This is a genomic window from Dactylosporangium sp. NPDC051087 (assembly GCF_055586325.1).
On the sequence record NZ_JBVJIJ010000015.1, the window covers coordinates 294,492 to 312,590 of the forward strand.

At 72.5% G+C, this 18,099-nt stretch carries 14 protein-coding genes; 5 read left to right on the plus strand and 9 right to left on the minus strand.

The window, feature by feature from the left end:
- Positions 1 to 15: 15 nt before the first annotated feature.
- The 5 genes from ACZ6TV_RS28700 to ACZ6TV_RS28720 all read right to left on the minus strand — a co-directional run bounded on the left by ACZ6TV_RS28700 (position 16) and on the right by ACZ6TV_RS28720 (position 8,265).
- On the minus strand, positions 16 to 3,789 hold the full coding sequence (locus ACZ6TV_RS28700; protein ID WP_465300391.1) for an Hsp70 family protein: 3,774 nt from the start codon (positions 3,787 to 3,789) through the stop codon (positions 16 to 18).
- Positions 3,790 to 3,855: 66 nt separating this feature from the next.
- On the minus strand, positions 3,856 to 5,193 hold the full coding sequence (locus ACZ6TV_RS28705; protein WP_465300392.1) for an ABC transporter substrate-binding protein: 1,338 nt from the start codon (positions 5,191 to 5,193) through the stop codon (positions 3,856 to 3,858).
- A 152-nt stretch (positions 5,194 to 5,345) separates the two neighbouring features.
- On the minus strand, positions 5,346 to 5,984 hold the full coding sequence (locus tag ACZ6TV_RS28710; protein WP_465300393.1) for an SRPBCC family protein: 639 nt from the start codon (positions 5,982 to 5,984) through the stop codon (positions 5,346 to 5,348).
- A complete protein-coding gene (locus tag ACZ6TV_RS28715; protein WP_465300394.1) occupies positions 5,981 to 6,328 on the minus strand; it encodes an ArsR/SmtB family transcription factor in 348 nt (115 codons plus the stop codon). The genes ACZ6TV_RS28710 and ACZ6TV_RS28715 overlap by 4 nt, the downstream gene beginning before the upstream one ends.
- Positions 6,329 to 6,360: 32 nt before the next feature.
- Positions 6,361 to 8,265 (minus strand): glycogen debranching N-terminal domain-containing protein, encoded by a 1,905-nt coding sequence (locus ACZ6TV_RS28720; protein ID WP_465300395.1) that lies wholly within the window; start codon positions 8,263 to 8,265, stop codon positions 6,361 to 6,363.
- A gap of 106 nt (positions 8,266 to 8,371) precedes the next feature.
- On the opposite strand from ACZ6TV_RS28720, the gene ACZ6TV_RS28725 reads away from it, so the two are divergent.
- The 4 genes from ACZ6TV_RS28725 to ACZ6TV_RS28740 are packed head-to-tail and all read left to right on the plus strand — an operon-like array spanning position 8,372 to position 12,527.
- Positions 8,372 to 9,388: a LacI family DNA-binding transcriptional regulator gene (locus tag ACZ6TV_RS28725; RefSeq protein WP_465300396.1), complete on the plus strand. Its 1,017-nt coding sequence runs from the start codon at positions 8,372 to 8,374 to the stop codon at positions 9,386 to 9,388.
- Positions 9,389 to 9,416: 28 nt separating this feature from the next.
- Positions 9,417 to 10,640, plus strand: coding sequence for a sugar ABC transporter substrate-binding protein (locus ACZ6TV_RS28730; RefSeq protein ID WP_465300397.1), 1,224 nt, complete (start codon positions 9,417 to 9,419; stop codon positions 10,638 to 10,640).
- Between the two features lie 53 nt (positions 10,641 to 10,693).
- Positions 10,694 to 11,701 carry a carbohydrate ABC transporter permease gene (locus ACZ6TV_RS28735; protein ID WP_465300398.1) on the plus strand — a complete coding sequence of 336 codons (1,008 nt, stop codon included), beginning with the start codon at positions 10,694 to 10,696 and terminating at the stop codon, positions 11,699 to 11,701.
- A 1-nt stretch (position 11,702) separates the two neighbouring features.
- Positions 11,703 to 12,527: a carbohydrate ABC transporter permease gene (locus tag ACZ6TV_RS28740; protein ID WP_465300399.1), complete on the plus strand. Its 825-nt coding sequence runs from the start codon at positions 11,703 to 11,705 to the stop codon at positions 12,525 to 12,527.
- Between the two features lies 1 nt (position 12,528).
- Here the strand turns inward: ACZ6TV_RS28740 and pth2 are convergent, their stop codons facing one another.
- The 4 genes from pth2 to ACZ6TV_RS28760 all read right to left on the minus strand — a co-directional run bounded on the left by pth2 (position 12,529) and on the right by ACZ6TV_RS28760 (position 17,059).
- Positions 12,529 to 12,882: a peptidyl-tRNA hydrolase Pth2 gene (gene pth2, locus ACZ6TV_RS28745; protein WP_465300400.1), complete on the minus strand. Its 354-nt coding sequence runs from the start codon at positions 12,880 to 12,882 to the stop codon at positions 12,529 to 12,531.
- Between the two features lie 9 nt (positions 12,883 to 12,891).
- Positions 12,892 to 14,064: a hypothetical protein gene (locus tag ACZ6TV_RS28750; RefSeq protein WP_465300401.1), complete on the minus strand. Its 1,173-nt coding sequence runs from the start codon at positions 14,062 to 14,064 to the stop codon at positions 12,892 to 12,894.
- A complete protein-coding gene (locus tag ACZ6TV_RS28755; protein ID WP_465300402.1) occupies positions 14,061 to 14,561 on the minus strand; it encodes a SigE family RNA polymerase sigma factor in 501 nt (166 codons plus the stop codon). The genes ACZ6TV_RS28750 and ACZ6TV_RS28755 overlap by 4 nt, the downstream gene beginning before the upstream one ends.
- Positions 14,562 to 14,653: 92 nt before the next feature.
- Complete coding sequence (locus ACZ6TV_RS28760; protein WP_465300403.1) at positions 14,654 to 17,059, minus strand: family 20 glycosylhydrolase; 2,406 nt, start codon at positions 17,057 to 17,059, stop codon at positions 14,654 to 14,656.
- A gap of 186 nt (positions 17,060 to 17,245) precedes the next feature.
- Here ACZ6TV_RS28760 and ACZ6TV_RS28765 point away from each other — a divergent pair, with 186 nt between their 5' ends.
- A complete protein-coding gene (locus tag ACZ6TV_RS28765) occupies positions 17,246 to 17,956 on the plus strand; it encodes a lytic polysaccharide monooxygenase (RefSeq protein ID WP_465300404.1) in 711 nt (236 codons plus the stop codon).
- Positions 17,957 to 18,099: the final 143 nt, after the last annotated feature.

An 18,099-nucleotide genomic window follows, 5' to 3' on the forward strand; every position in this document is an offset into this window, starting at 1 on the left:
TCGCCGTGGGCCCTTTCAGCGGCTCGCCGCGGGCTCGTGCTCATTTTCCGGCCGGGCGAGGACCAGGCCCGTCGCGAGCGTCGCCAGGACCGCGAGAATCAGCAGGATCCCCGCGCTCTCGTCGATCCTGCGGTACACGGTGAGGAACTGCTCCCCGACCGAGCTCGCCACCACGCCGAGCAGCGCACCGGCCGTGACCGTCCCGCCCTTCCACAGGACGGCGGCGGGGATCGCGATGGACGCCAGCACCATCAGCCACTGGTCGCCGAGGTCGAGACGGGTGAACTGCTCGGCCGAGGTCGTCCACGCGATCAGCAGCAGGCACCCGGCGGCCGCGGCGAGCCGTGGCCAGGACAGGCGGGTCGGCACGGACCCGATCAGCACGACCGCCAGCATCAGTGCCGCGACGCCGAACAGGACGAAGCCGATGCCGTACTGCCAGCTCATCGCGCCCGCGTTCGGCCCGGCGAGGAGGCTGACCGGCCCGGCGGCCGCACCGACGCAGTAGGCCGCGGCACCCGCGCTGCGCCTGGCCGCGAGCAGCAGCACCCCGCCCAGCAGCACGGCGATCCCCGCCGAGGTCGCGAACACCCCGGCGTTGATGTTCGGGTTCGCGTCGTACGACCACTGCTCCAACTGCTGGGACAGGATCGACACGAACCCGGCGGCGGCGACACCGGCCGCGACGAGCGCGACGACGGCCGGCACCCTGCCGAGCCCGGCGTGCGGGCGCGGCACACCACGGTCGGCGCGCAGCAACACCACCAGCAGGACCGCGGCGGCCGCGACGAGCAGCAGCATGAGCGTCGCCGGCAGGGCCTGCATGTTCGGGGACCGCCCATAGCTGGCGGCGCCGAGCATCCACAGCAGCGCGCCGCCGATCCAGGCGCCGACGGTCCAGCCGGCCCACGCCCGGGCGCCGGCCGCCGCGTACACGACGACGGTGCCGACACCGACGGCGAGCCCGATCCGGAACACCTGCGCCGCGATGACCGCCCCGACCGAACCGGAGGCCAGCCACAGCATCGCGGCGACCGGCGTCCAGAGCGCCACGGCGGCGAGCGCGAGCGGCAGCGGCCAGCGCGTCGTCCGCCCGCGCAGCGCCGCCTGGGTGGCCAGCCCCGCCGCGACCAGCAGCGCGCCGAGCTGCGCCAGGAGCAACGGCGTCATCAGCGCGTATTCGTCCGTCCAGTCGAAGTGCCGGGCGACCGTGGCGACGTCGGCGATGATCGGCAGCATCGCCCACGGCGTGAGCCCGGCAACGGCGGCCAGCACCGGCCGGGACCACGCGGGCCGGACGGCCAGCAGCCCCCCGAGGACGATGAGGACGGCCAGGGCGAGGTAGTCGAAGACCGGCTCGAACCCGATGTTCAGCACCAGCGACGACGGCCCGCTGTCGGCGAACATCCACCCGAACCGCAGCACCGCCGTGACCGCCACCGCGATCCCCACCCCACGGACGAGCGCGGCGCTCCCCGGCACCCCGGCGGGTCCGTCCGTGCCCAGCGCCCCGGCGGCTCCGTGAATGCCCGGCGCCCCGGCGGGTCTGTCCATGCCCGGCGCGACCGGCGGCGCGGTGAACAGCTGCGCCGCCCCCGGCCACGCACTGTCCTGCCCGCCCGCCGCGCTGACGCCCGCCGCACCGGCGGGTGCCCCGCCCGCGAACCCCGCACCCGCGAACCCCGCACCCGCAAACCCCGCACCCGCAAACCCCGCACCGGCGGGACCGGCACCTGAAGGTGACCCACCGGCGGATGACCCACCGGCAGAAGGCACGCCCGACGGCCATCCACTCACCGGCGACGCGCTGACCGGAGCCGCACTCACCGGAGCGGCGCTGCCAGGTGCCGCACTCCCGGGCGGGCCGCTCACAGGCGACGCGCTGACCGGAGCGGCGGCGCCGGGCGCAGCACTCACCGGGGCCGCACTCACCGGGGCGCCGGTGAAGTGCCCGGCGACGGGTGCGACGCCCACGGACGGCGACACCGGGGCCGCACTCACAGAAGGCGCACCCGGGAACCCGCTCACGGGCGGTGCACTCGGAGGCGCGCTCACGGGCGGCGGTGACACCGGAACGGTCGCGGCGAACGGTGCGCCTGGCGCCTGCTCCCATGACGACGCGGGCGGCTGTTGCAACGTCGACGGCACGTCCGGCGACGGCAGCGTGTACATCGGCGACGCGAGACTCCCCGTCCCGGCCGGCGTCGCGCTCGTGGGCTCACCCGGACCGAAGTGGGGCGCTGCGGCCCCGGACGCGGCCGGGCCCGTGGACACGCCCGCCCCGGCAACGCCCGCAGCGCCGGCCAGAGCGGGCGGAACCTCGGCCACCCCACCGCCCGACGGAGCACCCGGAACCGCGACTCCCAAGCCCGCGACGCCGGCCGGAGCGGGAACACCGGCCACCGCCACACCCGCCGGAGCGGGCGGAACCGCGGCCCCCACACCCGCGACGCCAGCCGGAGCAGGCGGAACCGCGGCTCCCACATCCGGGACGCCAGCCGGAGCAGGCGGAACCGTGGCGCCCACATCCGGGACGCCGGGCGGAGCAGCTGGAACCGCGGCTCCCGCATCGGCGATCGCGGTCGGGGCGGGGCTCTCCGCACCCGTGCCAGCGAAGCCGGTGGGGCCGGGCTGGGGCGGCACGAACGCGGACGCGGGCGTGGGCGTGGGCGTGGGCGTCGGGCCGAGGTGGGCCGCGGACGCCGTGGCGGCGGCGATCAGGCTGCCGCCGGCCACGACCAGCTCGGGCTGCTCGATGATCGTGGGTGGGATGCCGAGGGTGCGGTGCAGCAGGGTCGCGGCGAGGGGGATGCGGCTCGACCCGCCGACCAGGAACACCCCGGCGATGCGGGAGGCGTCGACCGACGCGGCGCGGATCGCGGCGGCCGTCGCGGCGACGGTGCGGTCCAGCAGCGGGCGGGCCAGGTGCTCCAGCTGCTCCCGGCCGAGTAGCGCGTCGGTCTCGACGAGGGGCAGGAAGATCGACGTCGACGCGGCCCGGGAGAGCATCTCCTTGCCGGTGCGGATGTCGTCCCAGAAGTGGCGGGAGACGCGGCGGTCGCCGGGGGTCTCGGGGTGGGTGAGGCGGCGCCAGGAGTCGCCGTCGGAGACGCCGTACGTCGCGCCGAAGTAGGCGACGACGGCGTTGTCGATGTCCAGGCCGCCGGCGTCGCGGAGGCCTTCCTCGGCGAGCACGGTGTAGCCGTCGTCGGTGCGGCCGACGACGGAGGCGTCGAACGTGCCGGCGCCGAAGTCGTAGACGACCACGCAGCGGCCGACGGGGACGGCGTGGGCGAGGGCGTCGACGAAGTACGCGGCGGCGGCGACCGGCTCGGCGACCATGGCCGGCGCGGCCATCCCGGCGACCCGGGCGGCCTCCTGCAGCACGGCACGACGGCGGGGGCCCCAGGACGCCGGGTAGGTCAGGGTGACGTCGGCGACGGGTGCGCCGGCGACCCGCTCGGCCTCGGTGCCGACGCGGCGCAGGACCGCCCCGATGAGCTCGGTGACCGGCAGTTCCGCCGGGCCGAGCAGGACCGAGCCGTCGTCGATGCGCAGCTTCGGGTTGGGCTCGAAGGCGTCGGGGTGGGCCCGGCCGGCGTGGATCGCATCCCGGCCGACCAGGAAGCCGGCGGTCCCGGGCGTCCGCCAGTCGGCGCACACGGCCGACGGCAGGATCGGGGTCTCGCCGAACAGCAGCGGCCGGACCTGCCCGTCGGGCTGGCCGACGACGGCGACGGTGCTCGAGGTTCCGAAGTCGATGCCCAGCCGGACCCGATCTGCGCGCATGCCGACAAGATAGTCGCCGGGTCACCGGTAATCACCCTACGAACGGCCGCACCTGTGGATGACGGTTCAGCTGTTGAAAGCCCCGAATGTGCCGACCTTCTGCGCGAAGAGGGCCGTCACGATGAGGGCGGTCTCGTCGTACCCGAGGATGAGCACCGCATCGGGGGCGCCGGCCCGGACGCGGGTGGCGATGCCGCTGAAGTCCTCGACCGTGGTCTGGTAGGTCACGAGTTCGACGCCGCTCTCCGGCATCCCGGCCGCGACCAGGTTCGCCTTCACGTTCTTCTGCAGGCCCAGCCCGTAGGCGTCCTCGCGGGCGAGGATCATCACCTTGTGCGGGCCGTCGCGCATGATCACGTCGGTGAGGGCGCGGGCCTGCAGGTGGTCCGGCGGTGCGGTGCGGAAGAACAGGCCGTTGTCCGCGACGGTGCTGAGTTCGTCCGATGTGGACGACGGCGAGATGAGGATCCGGCCGGCGGCGGCGATCTTCGGGATGACCGACTTCGTCACACTGGAGGAGGACGCGCCGATGATGACCTGCACGCCCAGGCCGACGAAGCGGTCCACGGTCGCGGCGGCGATGGTGGCGTCGGTGCCGTCGTCGCCGTCGACCCACTCGACGGGCTGCCCAAGCACGCCACCGGCGGCGTTGATGTCCGCGACGGCGAGCTTGGCGGCGGCGAAGCGGGGCGGGCTGCGGTAGGCGAGGCGGCCGGTGTGCGGCATAAGCCCGCCGATCTTCAGCGCGGGCGGCTTCTTCGCGCCGCCGGTGAAGTTGGGGTAGGCGGTGAACGGCGGGGCGGGCGCGGTGGAGGCGAGCGACTCGTCGCCGGCACCGATGAACTCCGTCATGTTGTTGTTGATCATGTTGTCGCGGTCGAAGTGCAGCGTGCCGTAGGACGCCGAGGAGGGCTCGCCGGTCTCGCTGAGGCCGCTGCGGCGCATCGACACGCCGCGGTACGCGAAGTCCTTGCCGGCCTTGGCCAGGTTCAGGCAGGCGGCGGGGGTGTCGCAGATCGTGCCGGAGGTCGAGGCGGGCACGACGTACTTCGCCACCGTCAGCGGCTGGGTGGTGCGTGCCGACTCGGCGGCGAGTGCGGCGAGCATGACCGCGTCGTAGGCCTCGGCGGCGTAGCCGTAGTCCACCAGCGACGGGTCGACGCCGCGCAGCCGCTGCTGGAACGACACCGGCAGCGCGAGCAGCGGCGTGGTGCCGACCATCCCGGACAGCAGCGCCGGGGATCCGTTGAGCTTGTCCTTGAGCGAGTTGGTCATGTTGGCGTCGGACCCGTAGAGGTGCACGACGAGCGGCTTGCCAGGGTCGACGGCGGGGCTCGTGCCGCAACCGGCGACGAGGGCTGCCACACCGAGCAGTGCCATGACCATCGGGGTCCTGGATCCCACGACATCTGCCTCTCGTCCGCCTACGGGCCCCGCAGACAATAAGCAGCCGGCGCCGCCCGCCCGAGTCCCCACAAAGGACCTTGAGGAAAACTTGCGCTGGGCGGGCGACGCATTACCACACACCGATTAGTCGTATTACTAAACGAACACCGTCACGCACCGGGCGCGTATTGCTGCACGCCGAACGCGACGCCCGCGGCGATGGCGTCGTCATCGAGCCCCCAGGCCCGCTTGACCGCCTCGCCCCAGGCGTGGCAGGCCTGGACGGCGAACTCCTTCACGTCGGGCGCGGCCTCCCAGGTGGCCGGGTCGAGGGCGGTGCCGCGCAGGTACAGGTCCAGGCCGAGCAACGCCAGGTCCCAGCCGCCGCCGATGCCGATGGTGCCGCCCGGCCCGTACGTGCGGAGGAGCTCGTCGACGATCTCGGCCGGCGAGGAGTGCTCCAGCTCCAGCACGGTGCCGTCGCCGTCGGGCGTGAGCCGCAGCTCGACCTCGGTCACCATGTCGCCGCCGAAGGACCAGGTCACCTTGAGCAGCCGCGGCTCCTCGCAGCGCAGGATCTCCCCGCCGGCGTTGTCCTTCAGCTGGAACGTGCCGCCCAGCCGCAGGTCACCGTCGACCTGCCCGAGCCACCGGCCGAGGCGTTCGCGATCCGTGCAGGCGTCCCACACGTCTGCGATCGCCGCGTCGTACGTGCGGCGCAGCAGCAGCGACCGTCCCTCCCCGGCGGCGACCGGGTGACTGCCGATCTCGCGGTGCGTGGCGTTGATCTGCTTGACGATGTCGATCACTGGTCAGGCCCTTCGCTCAGATTCCGCTGACGTCTCCCGCGTGCAAGCTCGGTGCCGAGCGCGTCCAGGCGCTGGTCCCAGAACCCGCGGAACCGCTCCAGCCAGGCGTCGACCTCCCGCAGCGGTCCGGCGTCGACGGCATACAGCCGCCGGGTGCCGTCGGCGCGGACGGTCGCGAACCCCGACTCCCGCAGCACCTTCAGGTGCTGCGACACCGCCGGCTGCGAGATCCCGAACTCCTCCCGGACGACCTCGCTGACGGCGCCCGCGGTCAGCTCACCCTCGGCGAGCAGCTCCAGGATCCGCCGCCGCACCGGGTCCCCCAGCACGTCAAACGCATGCACAGGCAGACAATGTCAGCTGGGCCTTATATAAGTCAAGACTGAAATTTAGGCGCGCTGTGGACGGTGGCCTCGCCCGCGGCGGTCACGCTCACGTCGAGCTCGCCGCCGGCGACGCGCAGGCCCTGGACGCGGTACGCGCCGACCGGGGACGGGGCGATCGGGTCCAGCGTGAGGCGGCCCACGGTCGCGTCGACGTCCAGGCCCAGCAGGGCGGTGAGCACGGCGGGGCCGGTCGCCGCGGCCCAGGCCTGGGGGCGGCAGGAGGCCGGGTACGGCGTCGGGGAGTCGTCACCGCCGAAGAGCTCCGGCAGGCGGGCGTCGAAGCGTTCCGAGGCGTTCAGCAGCGCGCGGATGACCGCCGCCGCCTCCTCGCGGTGCCCGTCGCGGACCAGGCCGAGCAGGGCGATCGCGGTGTCGTGCGGCCAGACCGAGCCGAGGTGGTACGACAGGAAGTTGTACCCGGCCGAGGACGGCGCGACGGTCCGGATGCCGAACGGGGACCGCAGCCCGGCGAGCCGGTCGGCGACCCGCACGCTCTCCTGCGGCGTGAGCAGTCCGGTGCCGAGCAGGTGGCCGATGTTGGAGGTGACGCTGTCGACCTGGGCGCCCTCGCCGTCCAGGGCGACCGCGGGGTGGCCGTCGGGGCACCAGAACGCGGCGCGGAACCGCTCTGCGAGGTCGGCGGCCCAGCCGCGCCAGCGCTCCGCCGACGGGCGGTCGAACGCGTCGAGGAGCCAGGCGCCGTCCAGGGCGGCACGGTAGGCGTACGCCTGGACCTCACACAGCGCGAGCGGCCCCTTGGCGATGCGTCCGTCGGCGAACTGGATGCCGTCGCCGGAGTCCTTCCAGCCGTGGTTGGCCAGCCCCTTCCCGCTGGACCGGTAGGCGATGAAGCCGTCGTGCCCGGCGTGCCACTCGAGGGCCCGCTCCACGTTCGGCACCAGCGCGCGCACCTCGTCGGCGGGCAGTCCCCAGCGGTACGCGTCGGCGACGGTACTGACGAACAGCGCGGTGGCGTCGACGGTGCCGTAGTAGACCGGCGGCAGCCAGTGTGCGGCGTCGGCGGGGCGGACCTCGTGCAGGATCTTGCCGGGCTCCTCGTCGGTGTCCGGGTCGTGCCGGACACCCTGGCGGGCGGCGAGCACGCGCAGCGTCGCGGCGGCGGCGTCGGTGCCCAGCGGCAGGGCCAGGCGCGCCGCCCACAGGGAGTCGCGGCCGAAGAGCGTGAGATACCAGGGGCTGCCCGCGGTGTAGTAGCCGTCGGCGTGCCGCAGCGCGTCGAGATCCTCGACGCCGGCCCGCACGAGCGCGTCGAGCCGCCGGTCGTCGGCGGTCACCCGCAGCGCGCTCGGCGCGGCCGCACGGTCGGCGACACGGGCGGGGGCCGGCGCCGCGGCGGCACGGGTGAAGCGCAGCGTGACGGTCCAGCTCGAGCGCGGCGCGACGGTGACCCGCCAGCTCAGCGGCCCGGCGTCGGGCGGCGGCGACGAGACGACCTCGACGCCGTCCGGGAAGTCCACTGTGGACGCGGGAGGGCGTCCCTCCTTCACCGCGCCCATGGTGGCCCAGTCGGTGGCCGCCTCGACCGCGACCGATACGTCCAGCGTGACGTGCGACAGGTTGGTCAGCGTGAGGGTCTCCGTCCCGCCGCGGGGTTCGGCGCGCCGGTCGCGGGTGAGCGAGACGGTCGGGTCCGGGCCTTCGTCGCCGAGCGCCGGCAGCACCGCGGTGAAGCGGGCCGATGACGCGCTGGTCCGGCGCACCTGGACCGGGACCGGCTCGGTGCCGTCGACGGTGACGACCAGCCTGGACAGGACCCTGCGGTCGTCGACGTAGAGGCCGTCGGCGCCGTCGCGCAGTTGCCCCGACGGGCCGGAGAGCCAGGTCGCCGGTGCGGCGACACATGTCACGTGCTCGTGGAGGTAGGGCTGCGCCATATCGGTCCCTTGACAACGTCGGTGAGCGGGTGAGATTGTCCGGACATCCATATTGAACGTTCAAACGGACGCCCGCAAGGCCGATTTGAACGTTCAATACCTACAAATGGGAGGGCTCGTGAACCCGCCGACCGTCGAGGACGTCGCACGTGCCGCCGGTGTGTCCCGGCAGACCGTGTCCAACGTGCTCAACGCGCCCCAGCGGGTGCGCCCGGAGACCCGGCAGCGGGTCGAGGCGGCGATCGAGCAGCTCGGCTACCGGCCCAACCGGGTCGCGCAGTCGCTGCGGGCCGCCACCTCCCGCATGATCGGCTACCGGATCGAGCCGATGCACCCGCACGCGCTGGGCAGCATGCACGACCGGCTCCTGCACGCCCTCGCCGACGCCGGCCGCGCCGCCGACCACCACCTGCTCCTGTTCACCGCCGACGACCACGACGACGAGGTCATCAACGTCGACGCCCTGCACCGCGCCGGCGCGATCGACGGCGTCATGATCTACGGCATCCAGTCCGACGACCCGCGGCCACCCGCCCTGCGGCAGCGCCGGATCCCGTTCGCCGCGTTCGGCCGCACCGGCGCGGACACCGGGCACGCGTGGGTCGACATCGACAACGCCGCCGGCACGGCCGCTGCCGTCGAGCACCTGGTGACCCGGGGGCACCGGCGCATCGCGTTCCTCGGCTACCCGGAGGGTGTCGCGGTCGGCGACCGGCGCGCCGAAGGGTGGCGCACCACGCTGGACAAGCACGGCCTGCTCGACGGCTCCCGCCACCTCGACCTGCGCGGCGAGGACTCCCTCGCCAACGGCGCGCGGCTGGCGGAGGCGCTGCTCGATCACCCCACCCCACCGACCGCCGTCGTCGCCGCCACCGACACGCTCGCCGCGGGCGTGCTGCGCACGGTGCGGCAGCGGCACGCCCGGCTCGCCGTCGTCGGTTTCGACGACACCCCGACCGCCGGCGCGCTCGACCTGTCCAGCGTCCGGCAGCCGATCGAGGCCGTCGGGCACGCCATGATCCGCGCCCTGCTGGGCCCGGCGACGGGCGACGCGCAGGACGGGCCGGCCGGGCAACTGCTGGCACCCGAGCTGATCGTCCGGGCGTCCAGCGCCCTGCAGTGAGTTCTCCGACCCCCTGGGAGCGACCGACATGTTACGAACACCCCGCCTCTTGACCGCCCTGTGCGCCGCCGTGCTGCTGACCGCCGCGTGCGGCGACGACGGCAGCGGCTCCGGCACCGAGGGCAACGCCACCGGCGCCAAGCTCACGATGTACGCGTTCTCCTCCTCCCCCGCCGAGGACGCCGTGCTGCGCAAAGCCGTCGAGGACTACAACAAGCAGGGCCGCAACACCGTCGAGCTGAAGGTCCTGCCCGAGTACGACACGGCGCTGACCACCGCGCTCGCCGGTGGCGAACCGCCGGACGTGTTCTACGTCAACGACAACAAGCTGCCCGACTTCGGCAAGAACGGCGTCCTCGAGCCGATCGGCGACAAGGTCGACAACCCGGGCGACTTCTACGACACGCTCAAGCAGTCCTTCACCTACAAGGGCACCTACTACTGCGCGCCCAAGGACTTCTCGACTCTCCAGCTGGTGTACAACACCGCTGATTTCACCGCCGCCGGACTGCAGCCGCCCACCACCTGGGACGAGCTGACCGCGGCGGCGAAGGCGCTCACCAAGCCCGGCCACCCCGGCCTGGTGATCGCCCCCGAGTTCTACCGGTGGGGCGCGTTCATGGCCCAGGCCGGCGCCTGGCCGACGAACGACGACGTCACCAAGATGACGATGGACACCCCCGAGATGCGCGCCGCGCTGCAGTACGTCACCGACAACCACAAGGCGGGCTGGTTCGGCACCCCCGCGTCGGTCGGCGCGGGCTGGGGCGGCGAGGCGTTCGGCAAGGCGAGCACCTCGATGACGATCGAGGGCAACTGGATCGTCGGCGCGATGAAGAACGACTTCCCGAACACGAAGTACGCCGTCGCCGAGCTGCCCGCCGGCCCCAAGGGCAAGGGCACGATGTCGTTCTCCGTCTGCTACGGCGTGGCCAAGGCGGCGAAGAACAAGGCCGCCGCGCTCGACTTCGTCAAGTTCCTCACCTCCCCCGACGAGCAGTTCGCCGTCACCAAGGAGTTCCCGGTCATGCCGTCGCGCAAGTCCCTCGCGGACAAGTGGCTGGCGGACAAGCCCGAGCTCAAGGCCTTCGTGGCCGGCGGTGACTACGCGAAGAAGTCGGTGTTCGTGCCGGGCTTCAGCACCGCGATCGAGACGTTCAACGACGGGATCCAGGGCCTCGCCAAGGGCAACAAGCAGGTCGGCGACGTCGTCACCAGCACGCAGAAGGCCGGGACCGACGTCCTCGGCTGACCCGTATCGCAAAGGGGCCGCTGCAGTCAGCGGCCCCTTCCCTGGGAGTCCGCATGTCACGCATTCACGGCCGGCAGGGCCTGGCCGGCTGGCTCTTCGTGTCCCCCGCCCTCATCGGCCTCGGCGCGTTCATGGTCGCGCCGATCGCCCTCGCGCTGTGGGTCAGCTTCCGCGACTGGAGCGGCCTCACCCCGCTCGGCACGTCCGAGCCCGCCGGCGCCGCCAACTACGCCGACCTGCTGACCGACCCGGGGATCGTCCGCGGCGACTTCGCCAAGAGCCTGCGCAACAACCTCTACTACGTCCTCGGCGTCGTCCCGGCCCAGACGATCCTCGCGTTCCTGCTCGCGATCGTCGTCAACGCCCGGCTGCTCAAGGGCCGCACGTTCTTCCGCACCGCGTTCTACTTCCCGTCGGTGACCAGCTCGATCGCGGTCGCGTTCATCTTCATCTTCCTGTTCAGCCCGTCCGGCGTGGTCAACACCGTGCTGTCCGCGGTCCTGCCGGGCAAGGTCGACCTGGTCTGGCTCGACGACTCCGACGGCCTGCTGCACCTGCTGCTGCGCACCGTCGGCGTGGACCGCCCACCGGGCGCGCTGCGCGGCGAGTTCATGGACCTGTCGTGGTGGGACTGGCTGTCCGGGCCGAGCGTCGCGCTCAGCTCGGTGATGATCCTCGCCACCTGGACGACCACCGGCACGTTCATGCTGATGTTCCTCGCCGGGTTGCAGAACGTCCCGGAGGAGCTCGACGAGGCGGCCAGCATCGACGGCGCGTCACCCCGGCAGCGGTTCTTCCGCATCACGCTGCCCCTGCTCAAGCCGACGCTGTTCCTGGTGCTGACCCTCGGCGTGATCGGCACCTGGCAGGTCTTCGACCAGGTCTACGCGATGACCTCGGGCGGGCCGCAGAAGACCACGCTCACCCCCGCCTACCTCATCTACCGGGAAGGCTTCCAGAACAGCGCGATGGGCCGCGCCGCCGCGATCGCGTTCATCGTGCTCGTCATCATCCTCGTGTTCACCGCCGTGCAGCGGCTCGTGCTACGGAAGGAGCGCTGACATGCGACGGGTGCTCCGGTACGGGCTGCTGATCCTCTTCGCCGTCATCTTCATCTACCCGTTCGTGCTGTCGCTCGGCACGTCGTTCAAGTCGCGGCCCGAGGTCGCCACGAACTCGGCGTCACCGTTCCCGCGCTCCTTCGACCTGCGGGCGTGGTCCGACGTCCTGCTGCACAGCGACTTCCCGCTGTGGACGTTCAACTCGATCCTCGTCACCGTCGTCGCGACCCTCGGCCGGGTCTTCATCGACTCCCTCGCCGGCTACGCCCTCGCCCGGCTGAACTTCCGCGGCCGCGGCGTCGTGTTCGCCGGGATCATCGCCGTCCTGGCGGTGCCGCCGATCGTCCTGACCGTGCCGCGCTTCCTGGTGCTCAAGGAGATGAGCCTGCTCAACTCGTACACCGGCCTCATCCTGCCGCTCGCGGTCGACGCGATGGGGATCTTCCTCATGCGCCAGTTCTTCGTCGAGCTGCCCAAGGAGCTGGAGGAGGCCGCCCGCATCGACGGCGCGTCCATCTTCGGCGCCTACTGGCACGTGGTGCTGCCCCTGGCCCGGCCGGCGCTGCTGACCCTGACGATCCTGTCGTTCCAGGGCGTGTGGAACGAGTTCCTGATGCCGCTCATCGTGGTGCGCGCCAGCCCGTCGCACTGGACGCTGCCCTTCGGCCTGTCGACGCTGGGCCGCGGCGGCGCGGGCGGGCAGTCCTTCGACTATCCGGTGATGATGGCCGGCTCGATCCTGACCATCATCCCGGTGGCGATCGTGTTCGTCATCTTCCAGCGGTACTTCGTCCGCGGCGTCGCCAGTAGCGGCGTCAAGGGCTGAGTCACAGCAGGGCGAGGGCGGACGTGACCGGGTCGACGTCCTCCGGGAGCGCCGGCCCGATCGCCGCGCAGGTCGCCGTGCCCGAGGCGACCTGCGTGCGGCCCGCGTCCCGGATGACCTGCACCGGCAGTCCCGCCTCACCCGCGTGCGCGCACAGCGCGGCGAGACCCGCCTCGTCGGCGGTCTTCAGCACCACCTTCGGCTGCCCCGCCCGCAGCCACGCCTCGAACACCGGCCCGTGCGGCCCGGCGAGGACCGCGGCGACGGCGGCGTGCGCGACCTGCGCGGCGATCTTGCCCTTCCCCATGCCGAGGTCGGTCCGGACCACCAGCACCATCTTCGGCTCGCTCCGCACCCCAGGATGCTATCCAGTCCGGTAGCTCGGGATCACGGCGAGCCGGGGTTCGGCCCCACCGGCCACCGGCCGGCAGTCCCCGCCGGTGACCGGGCAGCGCTGCACCACCGTCACCGGCTCGTCGGCCAGGATCAGCTGGGCGTCGTCCTGCCACGCCGCGAAGCCGAGGTCATGACGGGCGACCGGCAGGGCGTTGCCCGACTGGACCTGCGCCGTGCGGAAGAGCCACGTCCCGCTCGGATGCACCGACGCGGCGATCCAGGTGCCGCCCGGCGAGAAGCGGCCGTGGGTCAGGCTCACTCCCGGCCCGCACACCGGCGTCCCGCTCGCCGCCATGGCAGCGCCGACCGGCACGACCGACACGCACTGCGTCACGTCCGGGCCCGAGCCCTGCTGGGTGGACAGGAGGGCAAGGCCGCCGTCGGCGCTGACGTCCCGCACCTCGACGCCCGGCGACGTGGTCGAGGTGCCGGTCCTGAGGTCCCAGACCGTCGCCCCGCTGAAGCCGGGACCGCTGTCACCCACCGCGTTGAACTGCGCCACCAGCCGGTCGCCGCGCAGCCACAGGTCCTCCAGCTGCGCGCCCACCCTCGGCGCGTGGATCCCGATGCGGTGCCGCACCACCAGCGACGGCAGGTCGAACACGTAGATGGTGTCGCCGACCCGGGCCGCCATGGAGCGGCCGTCCGCGGCGAACCCCACCGGCGCGCCCTTGAGCGACGGCTGGAAGCCTTTCAGCTGACCGGCGTCGGTGAGGAACTCGATCGACGGCAGGTCCATCGGGCCACCGGAGGTGACCACCCACCCACCGGCCACGCCGGTCGCGCGCGTCGCGGTGCCGCCGGCCGGCCGCGGGATCGGCACCAGCCGGCCGGCCGCGGTCCGGATCGTGTTGCCGGCCAGCAGCACGTCGACGCCGGCGGGGGCCGCCGCCGTGGTCGGGCCGGGCGATGCCACCAGCTCGGGGCGCCGGTCCGGGGCACCCGCACCGACCGCCGCGGCCGTGACGGCGACGACCACGGTCAGTGCCGCCGCCGCGCCCGCGACGGTCGCGGACCGGCGCCGGCGCAGCGCGGACCGGCCGTGCCGGATCAGCCCGTCGGCGTCGACCGGCCGGGCCTCGAGCTGCTCGGCGCTGCGCGTGACGGCCGCCCGGAACTTCGCTTCGAATGACGTGTTCACCGCGAGTTGACCTCCTCACCGATGCGATGGCGGAGCGCGGACAGCCCGCGCGCGGCGTAGCTGCTGACCGCGCTGCGGGAGATGCCGAGGGTTTGGGCGACGTCCGCCTCGCTCATGTCGTCGTAGTAGCGCAGCACGAGCACCGCCCGTTGCCGCGCCGGCAGCGTCAGCAGCAGCCGGCGCATCTCGTCCGCGTCGGCCAGGTCACCGCTGGCGTCGGCGACCGCGCTGTCGGGCAGGGTCACGGCCGGCTGCTCGGCCGACCACCGGCGCCGCCACCACGACGTGGCCGTGGTTGCCATGACGCGCCGGACGTATGCCTCGGTCGCGCCGGGATCCTTGATCCGGTCCCACGCGACGTACGTCTTGACCAGCGCGGTCTGGAGGAGATCCTCCGCCCTGCCCCGGTCCCCTACGAGCAGGTACGCGGTGCGCAGCAGCGCGGCGGACCGCGCTACGACGAACTCCCGGTACCGCTGTTCCCCCGACTGGTCCAATTCGGCTCCCCTGGCGACCTGTTACAGGGTGGACGCCGCGATGGACGCCCGACCCTGTGGCCAGGACCTGTCGGCAACCGGACAGCGGGGCGCTACCGGTTGAACCGGAACCAGTTGAGGTTGACGAAGTCGGTGCCCGCGGTGCCGGTGAACGTGAGGTACACGGTGTGGACCCCGGTGGCCGTGCCGGACAGGTTGGTGGTGGGGCTGGTCCACGCCTGCCAGCCGCCGGTGGAGGTGACGGGGACGCTGGCGATGACCGGGCCGGTCGCGGAGTCCAGCCGGTACTGGATGGTGCCGCTGCCCGCGCCGGACGCCAGCCGGGTGGTCACCGACACCGCGGTCGGCGTGCCGAAGTCGACGCCGGTGTAGGCGAGCCAGTCGCCGGGCGTCACGTAGCCGACGTTCTGGCCGCCGCCGGTGTCGGTGGTGGCCTCGGTCTGCGTGCCGGACTGGCTGCCGAACGCCTCCGCCTGCCGGACGCTGTAGGCGTTGGGCAGGCTGCTGCCGGCGGTGAACTGCAGCCAGTTGAGGTTGACGAAGTCGGCGCCCGCGGTGCCGGTGAAGGTGAGGTACAGGCGGTGCACGCCGGTCGCCGCGCCGGTCAGGTTGGTGGTGGTGCTGGTCCACGCCTGCCAGCCGCCGGTGGAGGTGACGGGGACGCTGGCGATGACCGGGCCGGTCGCGGAGTCCAGCCGGTACTGGATGGTGCCGCTGCCCGCGCCGGACGCCAGGCGGGTCGTCACCGACGCCGGCGAGGACGTGCCGAAGTCGAGGTCGTAGGCGAGCGTGTCGCCGGGCGTGATGTAGCCGACGCTCTGCCCGCCGCCGGTGTCGGTGGTCGCTTCGTTCTGCGTACCGGACTGGGTGTTGTAGCTCTCGGCCTGGATCTGCGTGTACGCGCTGCGGGTCGGCTGGGACGTGCTCCACGGCACCTGCGGCGAGGCGTAGAAGTTGATCCCCTGCATCGTCCACCGTGGACCCTGGGCGCCGAGCCGCACCTTGAACGTGTCCCAGTTGCGCGCCGACTGCGGCGACCAGGCCAGCTCGGCGAGCGCCGGCAGCCGCGGGAACGCCATGAACTCGATGCCGGCCAGGTTGGTGATCGTCTCGGTCCACATCGGCGCCTCGACGCCGAGGATCGCGCTCGCCGGTACGCCGGAGAGGTAGGCGCCCGGGTCCCAGTTGTAGGCGGTCTGCACCTCGATCAGGCCGGCCCACGTCTGCCCGAGCGGGGTCGCGTTGGTGTACTTCATGTCGAGGTAGGCCTTGTTCGCCGGCGACAGCAGGATCTTGTCGCCCTTGCTCACCGCCGAGCTCAGGTCCGCGTCCGAGGTGGACGTTCCCCAGAACTGCGCGACCCGGTTCGTGGTGTGGTTGGCCTGCCCGATCTGGTGCCAGCCCATGACGGTCTTGCCGGCGGCGCCGGCGAACGGCTGGATGCGGTTCATGAAGGTGGCGTAGTCGGCCGGCGGCGTGCTGGACGCCTCGTCGCCGCCGATGTGCAGATACGGCCCGGGGGTGAGCGCGGCGAGCTCGTTGAGCACCTGCTGCACGAACGTGTACGTGATCTCCTTGCCGACGCACAGCGAGCTGAAGCCGACGCTCGTGCCGGTGTACAGCGGCGGGGCCGTGTTGTTGCAGTTGAGCTGCGCGTAGGAGGCGAGCGCGGCGTTGGTGTGGCCGGGCATGTCGATCTCGGGCACGACGGTGATCTGCCGCGACGCCGCGTAGGAGACCAGGTCGGAGTACTGGGCCTTGGTGTAGAAGCCGCCGGCGCCGCCGCCCACCTGGGTGCTGCCGCCCACGGTCGTCAGCTGCGGCCAGGCGTCGATCACGATGCGCCAGCCCTGGTCGTCGGAGAGGTGCAGGTGCAAGGTATTGATCTTGTACTGGGCGATCTCGTCGATGTACCGCTTCACCACGTCGGGGGTGAAGAAGTGCCGTGACACGTCGAGCATCGCGCCGCGGTACCCGTAACGGGGGTAGTCGACGATCCGGCCGCCGGTCACCGCCCACGGTCCACTCTGGACGGTCTTCGCCTCGACGGTGGCGGGCAGCAGCTGCCGCAGCGTCTGCACCCCGTGGAACAGCCCGGCCGCGGTCTGCGCGCGGAGCGTGACGGCGGCGGCGGTCACGTCGAGCTGGTAGCCTTCCGCGCCCACGCTCGGGTCGGCGCCGGACAGCAGCAGCGCGATGCCGCTGGCCGGCGTGCCGGTGGTGGTGGAGACCGGCAGCGCGTAGCCGGTCGACGGGCGGAGGATGCCGGCGAGGTAGTTGCCGACGTCGGTGGCGCCGGCCGCGGTCTGGATCGCGGCGTTCGACGGCAGCGTGTAGGTCACGCCGGCCGCGGGCTGCGCCGACACCGGTGCCGGCACGACGTCGGAGAGGCTCACCGCGGCGCCGGCCGGGGAGGCCGTCAGCAGCGCGGTGACGCCGGCGGCGACGGTCGCGACGGCTGCGACAGAGGCGAGCAGGCTGCGCGGGGTGCGGTACACGGCGTCCTCCAGCGAAACTGTTAAGTTCCCTGCTAGTTTGACGGCACGCTATGTCCCGACTAGGGCAGTGTCAAGACTCCGTTAACTGTTGACAAACCTTACTGATTGACGTTCCCTGATGGAAAGGTCGGCGCCGGTGGGCGGACCGGTCGTCAACAGCTGGCTTTCGCCTGCCGAAGGAGCGAGATGACCCTCCGAAGAAGACTGGCGGTTCTGGCCGCCGCACTCCTCACCGCCCCACTGTTCACCGTGATCGTCACGGCCTCACCGGCCAGCGCTCACGGCTGGATCACGAGCCCGCCGAGCCGCCAGGACCAGTGCGCCACCGGCGTGGTCGCCAACTGCGGGTCCATCCAGTACGAGCCGCAGAGCGTCGAGGCGCCCAAGGGCTCCAAGAACTGCAGCGGCGGCAGCAGCTACACGGTGCTGGACCAGGACAACAAGGGCTGGCGCGTCACGAACATCAGCAGCTCGACGACGTTCTCGTGGCGCAACACCGCGATGCACCGCACGCTCAACTGGCAGTACTACGTCGACGGCAACCTGCACCAGACGTTCACCAACGGCAACACGCAGCCGCCGCAGGTGGTCAACCACAACGTCACCAACCTGCCCAGCGGCCGGCACAAGGTCCTCGCCGTCTGGAACATCTACGACACCCCGATGGCGTTCTACGCGTGCGTGGACGTCAACGTGGGCGGCGGTGGCGGCGGCAACCCCACCACCCCGCCGCCGACCGGTGGTTGCGGCGCGGCGTGGACCGCCTCGGCCGTCTACACCGGGGGTATGACGGTCTCGCACAAGAGCCGCAAGTACACCGCGCGGTACTGGACCCAGGGCGAGGAGCCGGGCACCACCGGGGAGTGGGGCGCCTGGCAGGACAACGGCCCCTGCTGATCCGGCAGATCTGATCAGGAACACGGTCGTGGGGGGGGGGGGGGGCGAGGGGGGGGGACGGGGGGGGAGGAGAGGAGGGGGGGGGGGGATGGGTAGATGCGACACGGATAGTGCGTGCAGCGGGGGCGCAAGACAACGGCGGA

What these genes read in the sequence shown, in the direction of transcription:
- ACZ6TV_RS28725 (WP_465300396.1), top strand. Translation starts at nt 8,372, where the DNA reads ATGGGAGGGCTCGTGAACCCGCCGACCGTCGAGGACGTCGCACGTGCC.
- ACZ6TV_RS28720 (WP_465300395.1), bottom strand. Translation starts at nt 8,265, where the DNA reads ATGGCGCAGCCCTACCTCCACGAGCACGTGACATGTGTCGCCGCACCG.
- ACZ6TV_RS28765 (WP_465300404.1), top strand. Translation starts at nt 17,246, where the DNA reads ATGACCCTCCGAAGAAGACTGGCGGTTCTGGCCGCCGCACTCCTCACC.
- ACZ6TV_RS28730 (WP_465300397.1), top strand. Translation starts at nt 9,417, where the DNA reads ATGTTACGAACACCCCGCCTCTTGACCGCCCTGTGCGCCGCCGTGCTG.
- ACZ6TV_RS28700 (WP_465300391.1), bottom strand. Translation starts at nt 3,789, where the DNA reads ATGCGCGCAGATCGGGTCCGGCTGGGCATCGACTTCGGAACCTCGAGC.
- ACZ6TV_RS28735 (WP_465300398.1), top strand. Translation starts at nt 10,694, where the DNA reads ATGTCACGCATTCACGGCCGGCAGGGCCTGGCCGGCTGGCTCTTCGTG.
- ACZ6TV_RS28740 (WP_465300399.1), top strand. Translation starts at nt 11,703, where the DNA reads ATGCGACGGGTGCTCCGGTACGGGCTGCTGATCCTCTTCGCCGTCATC.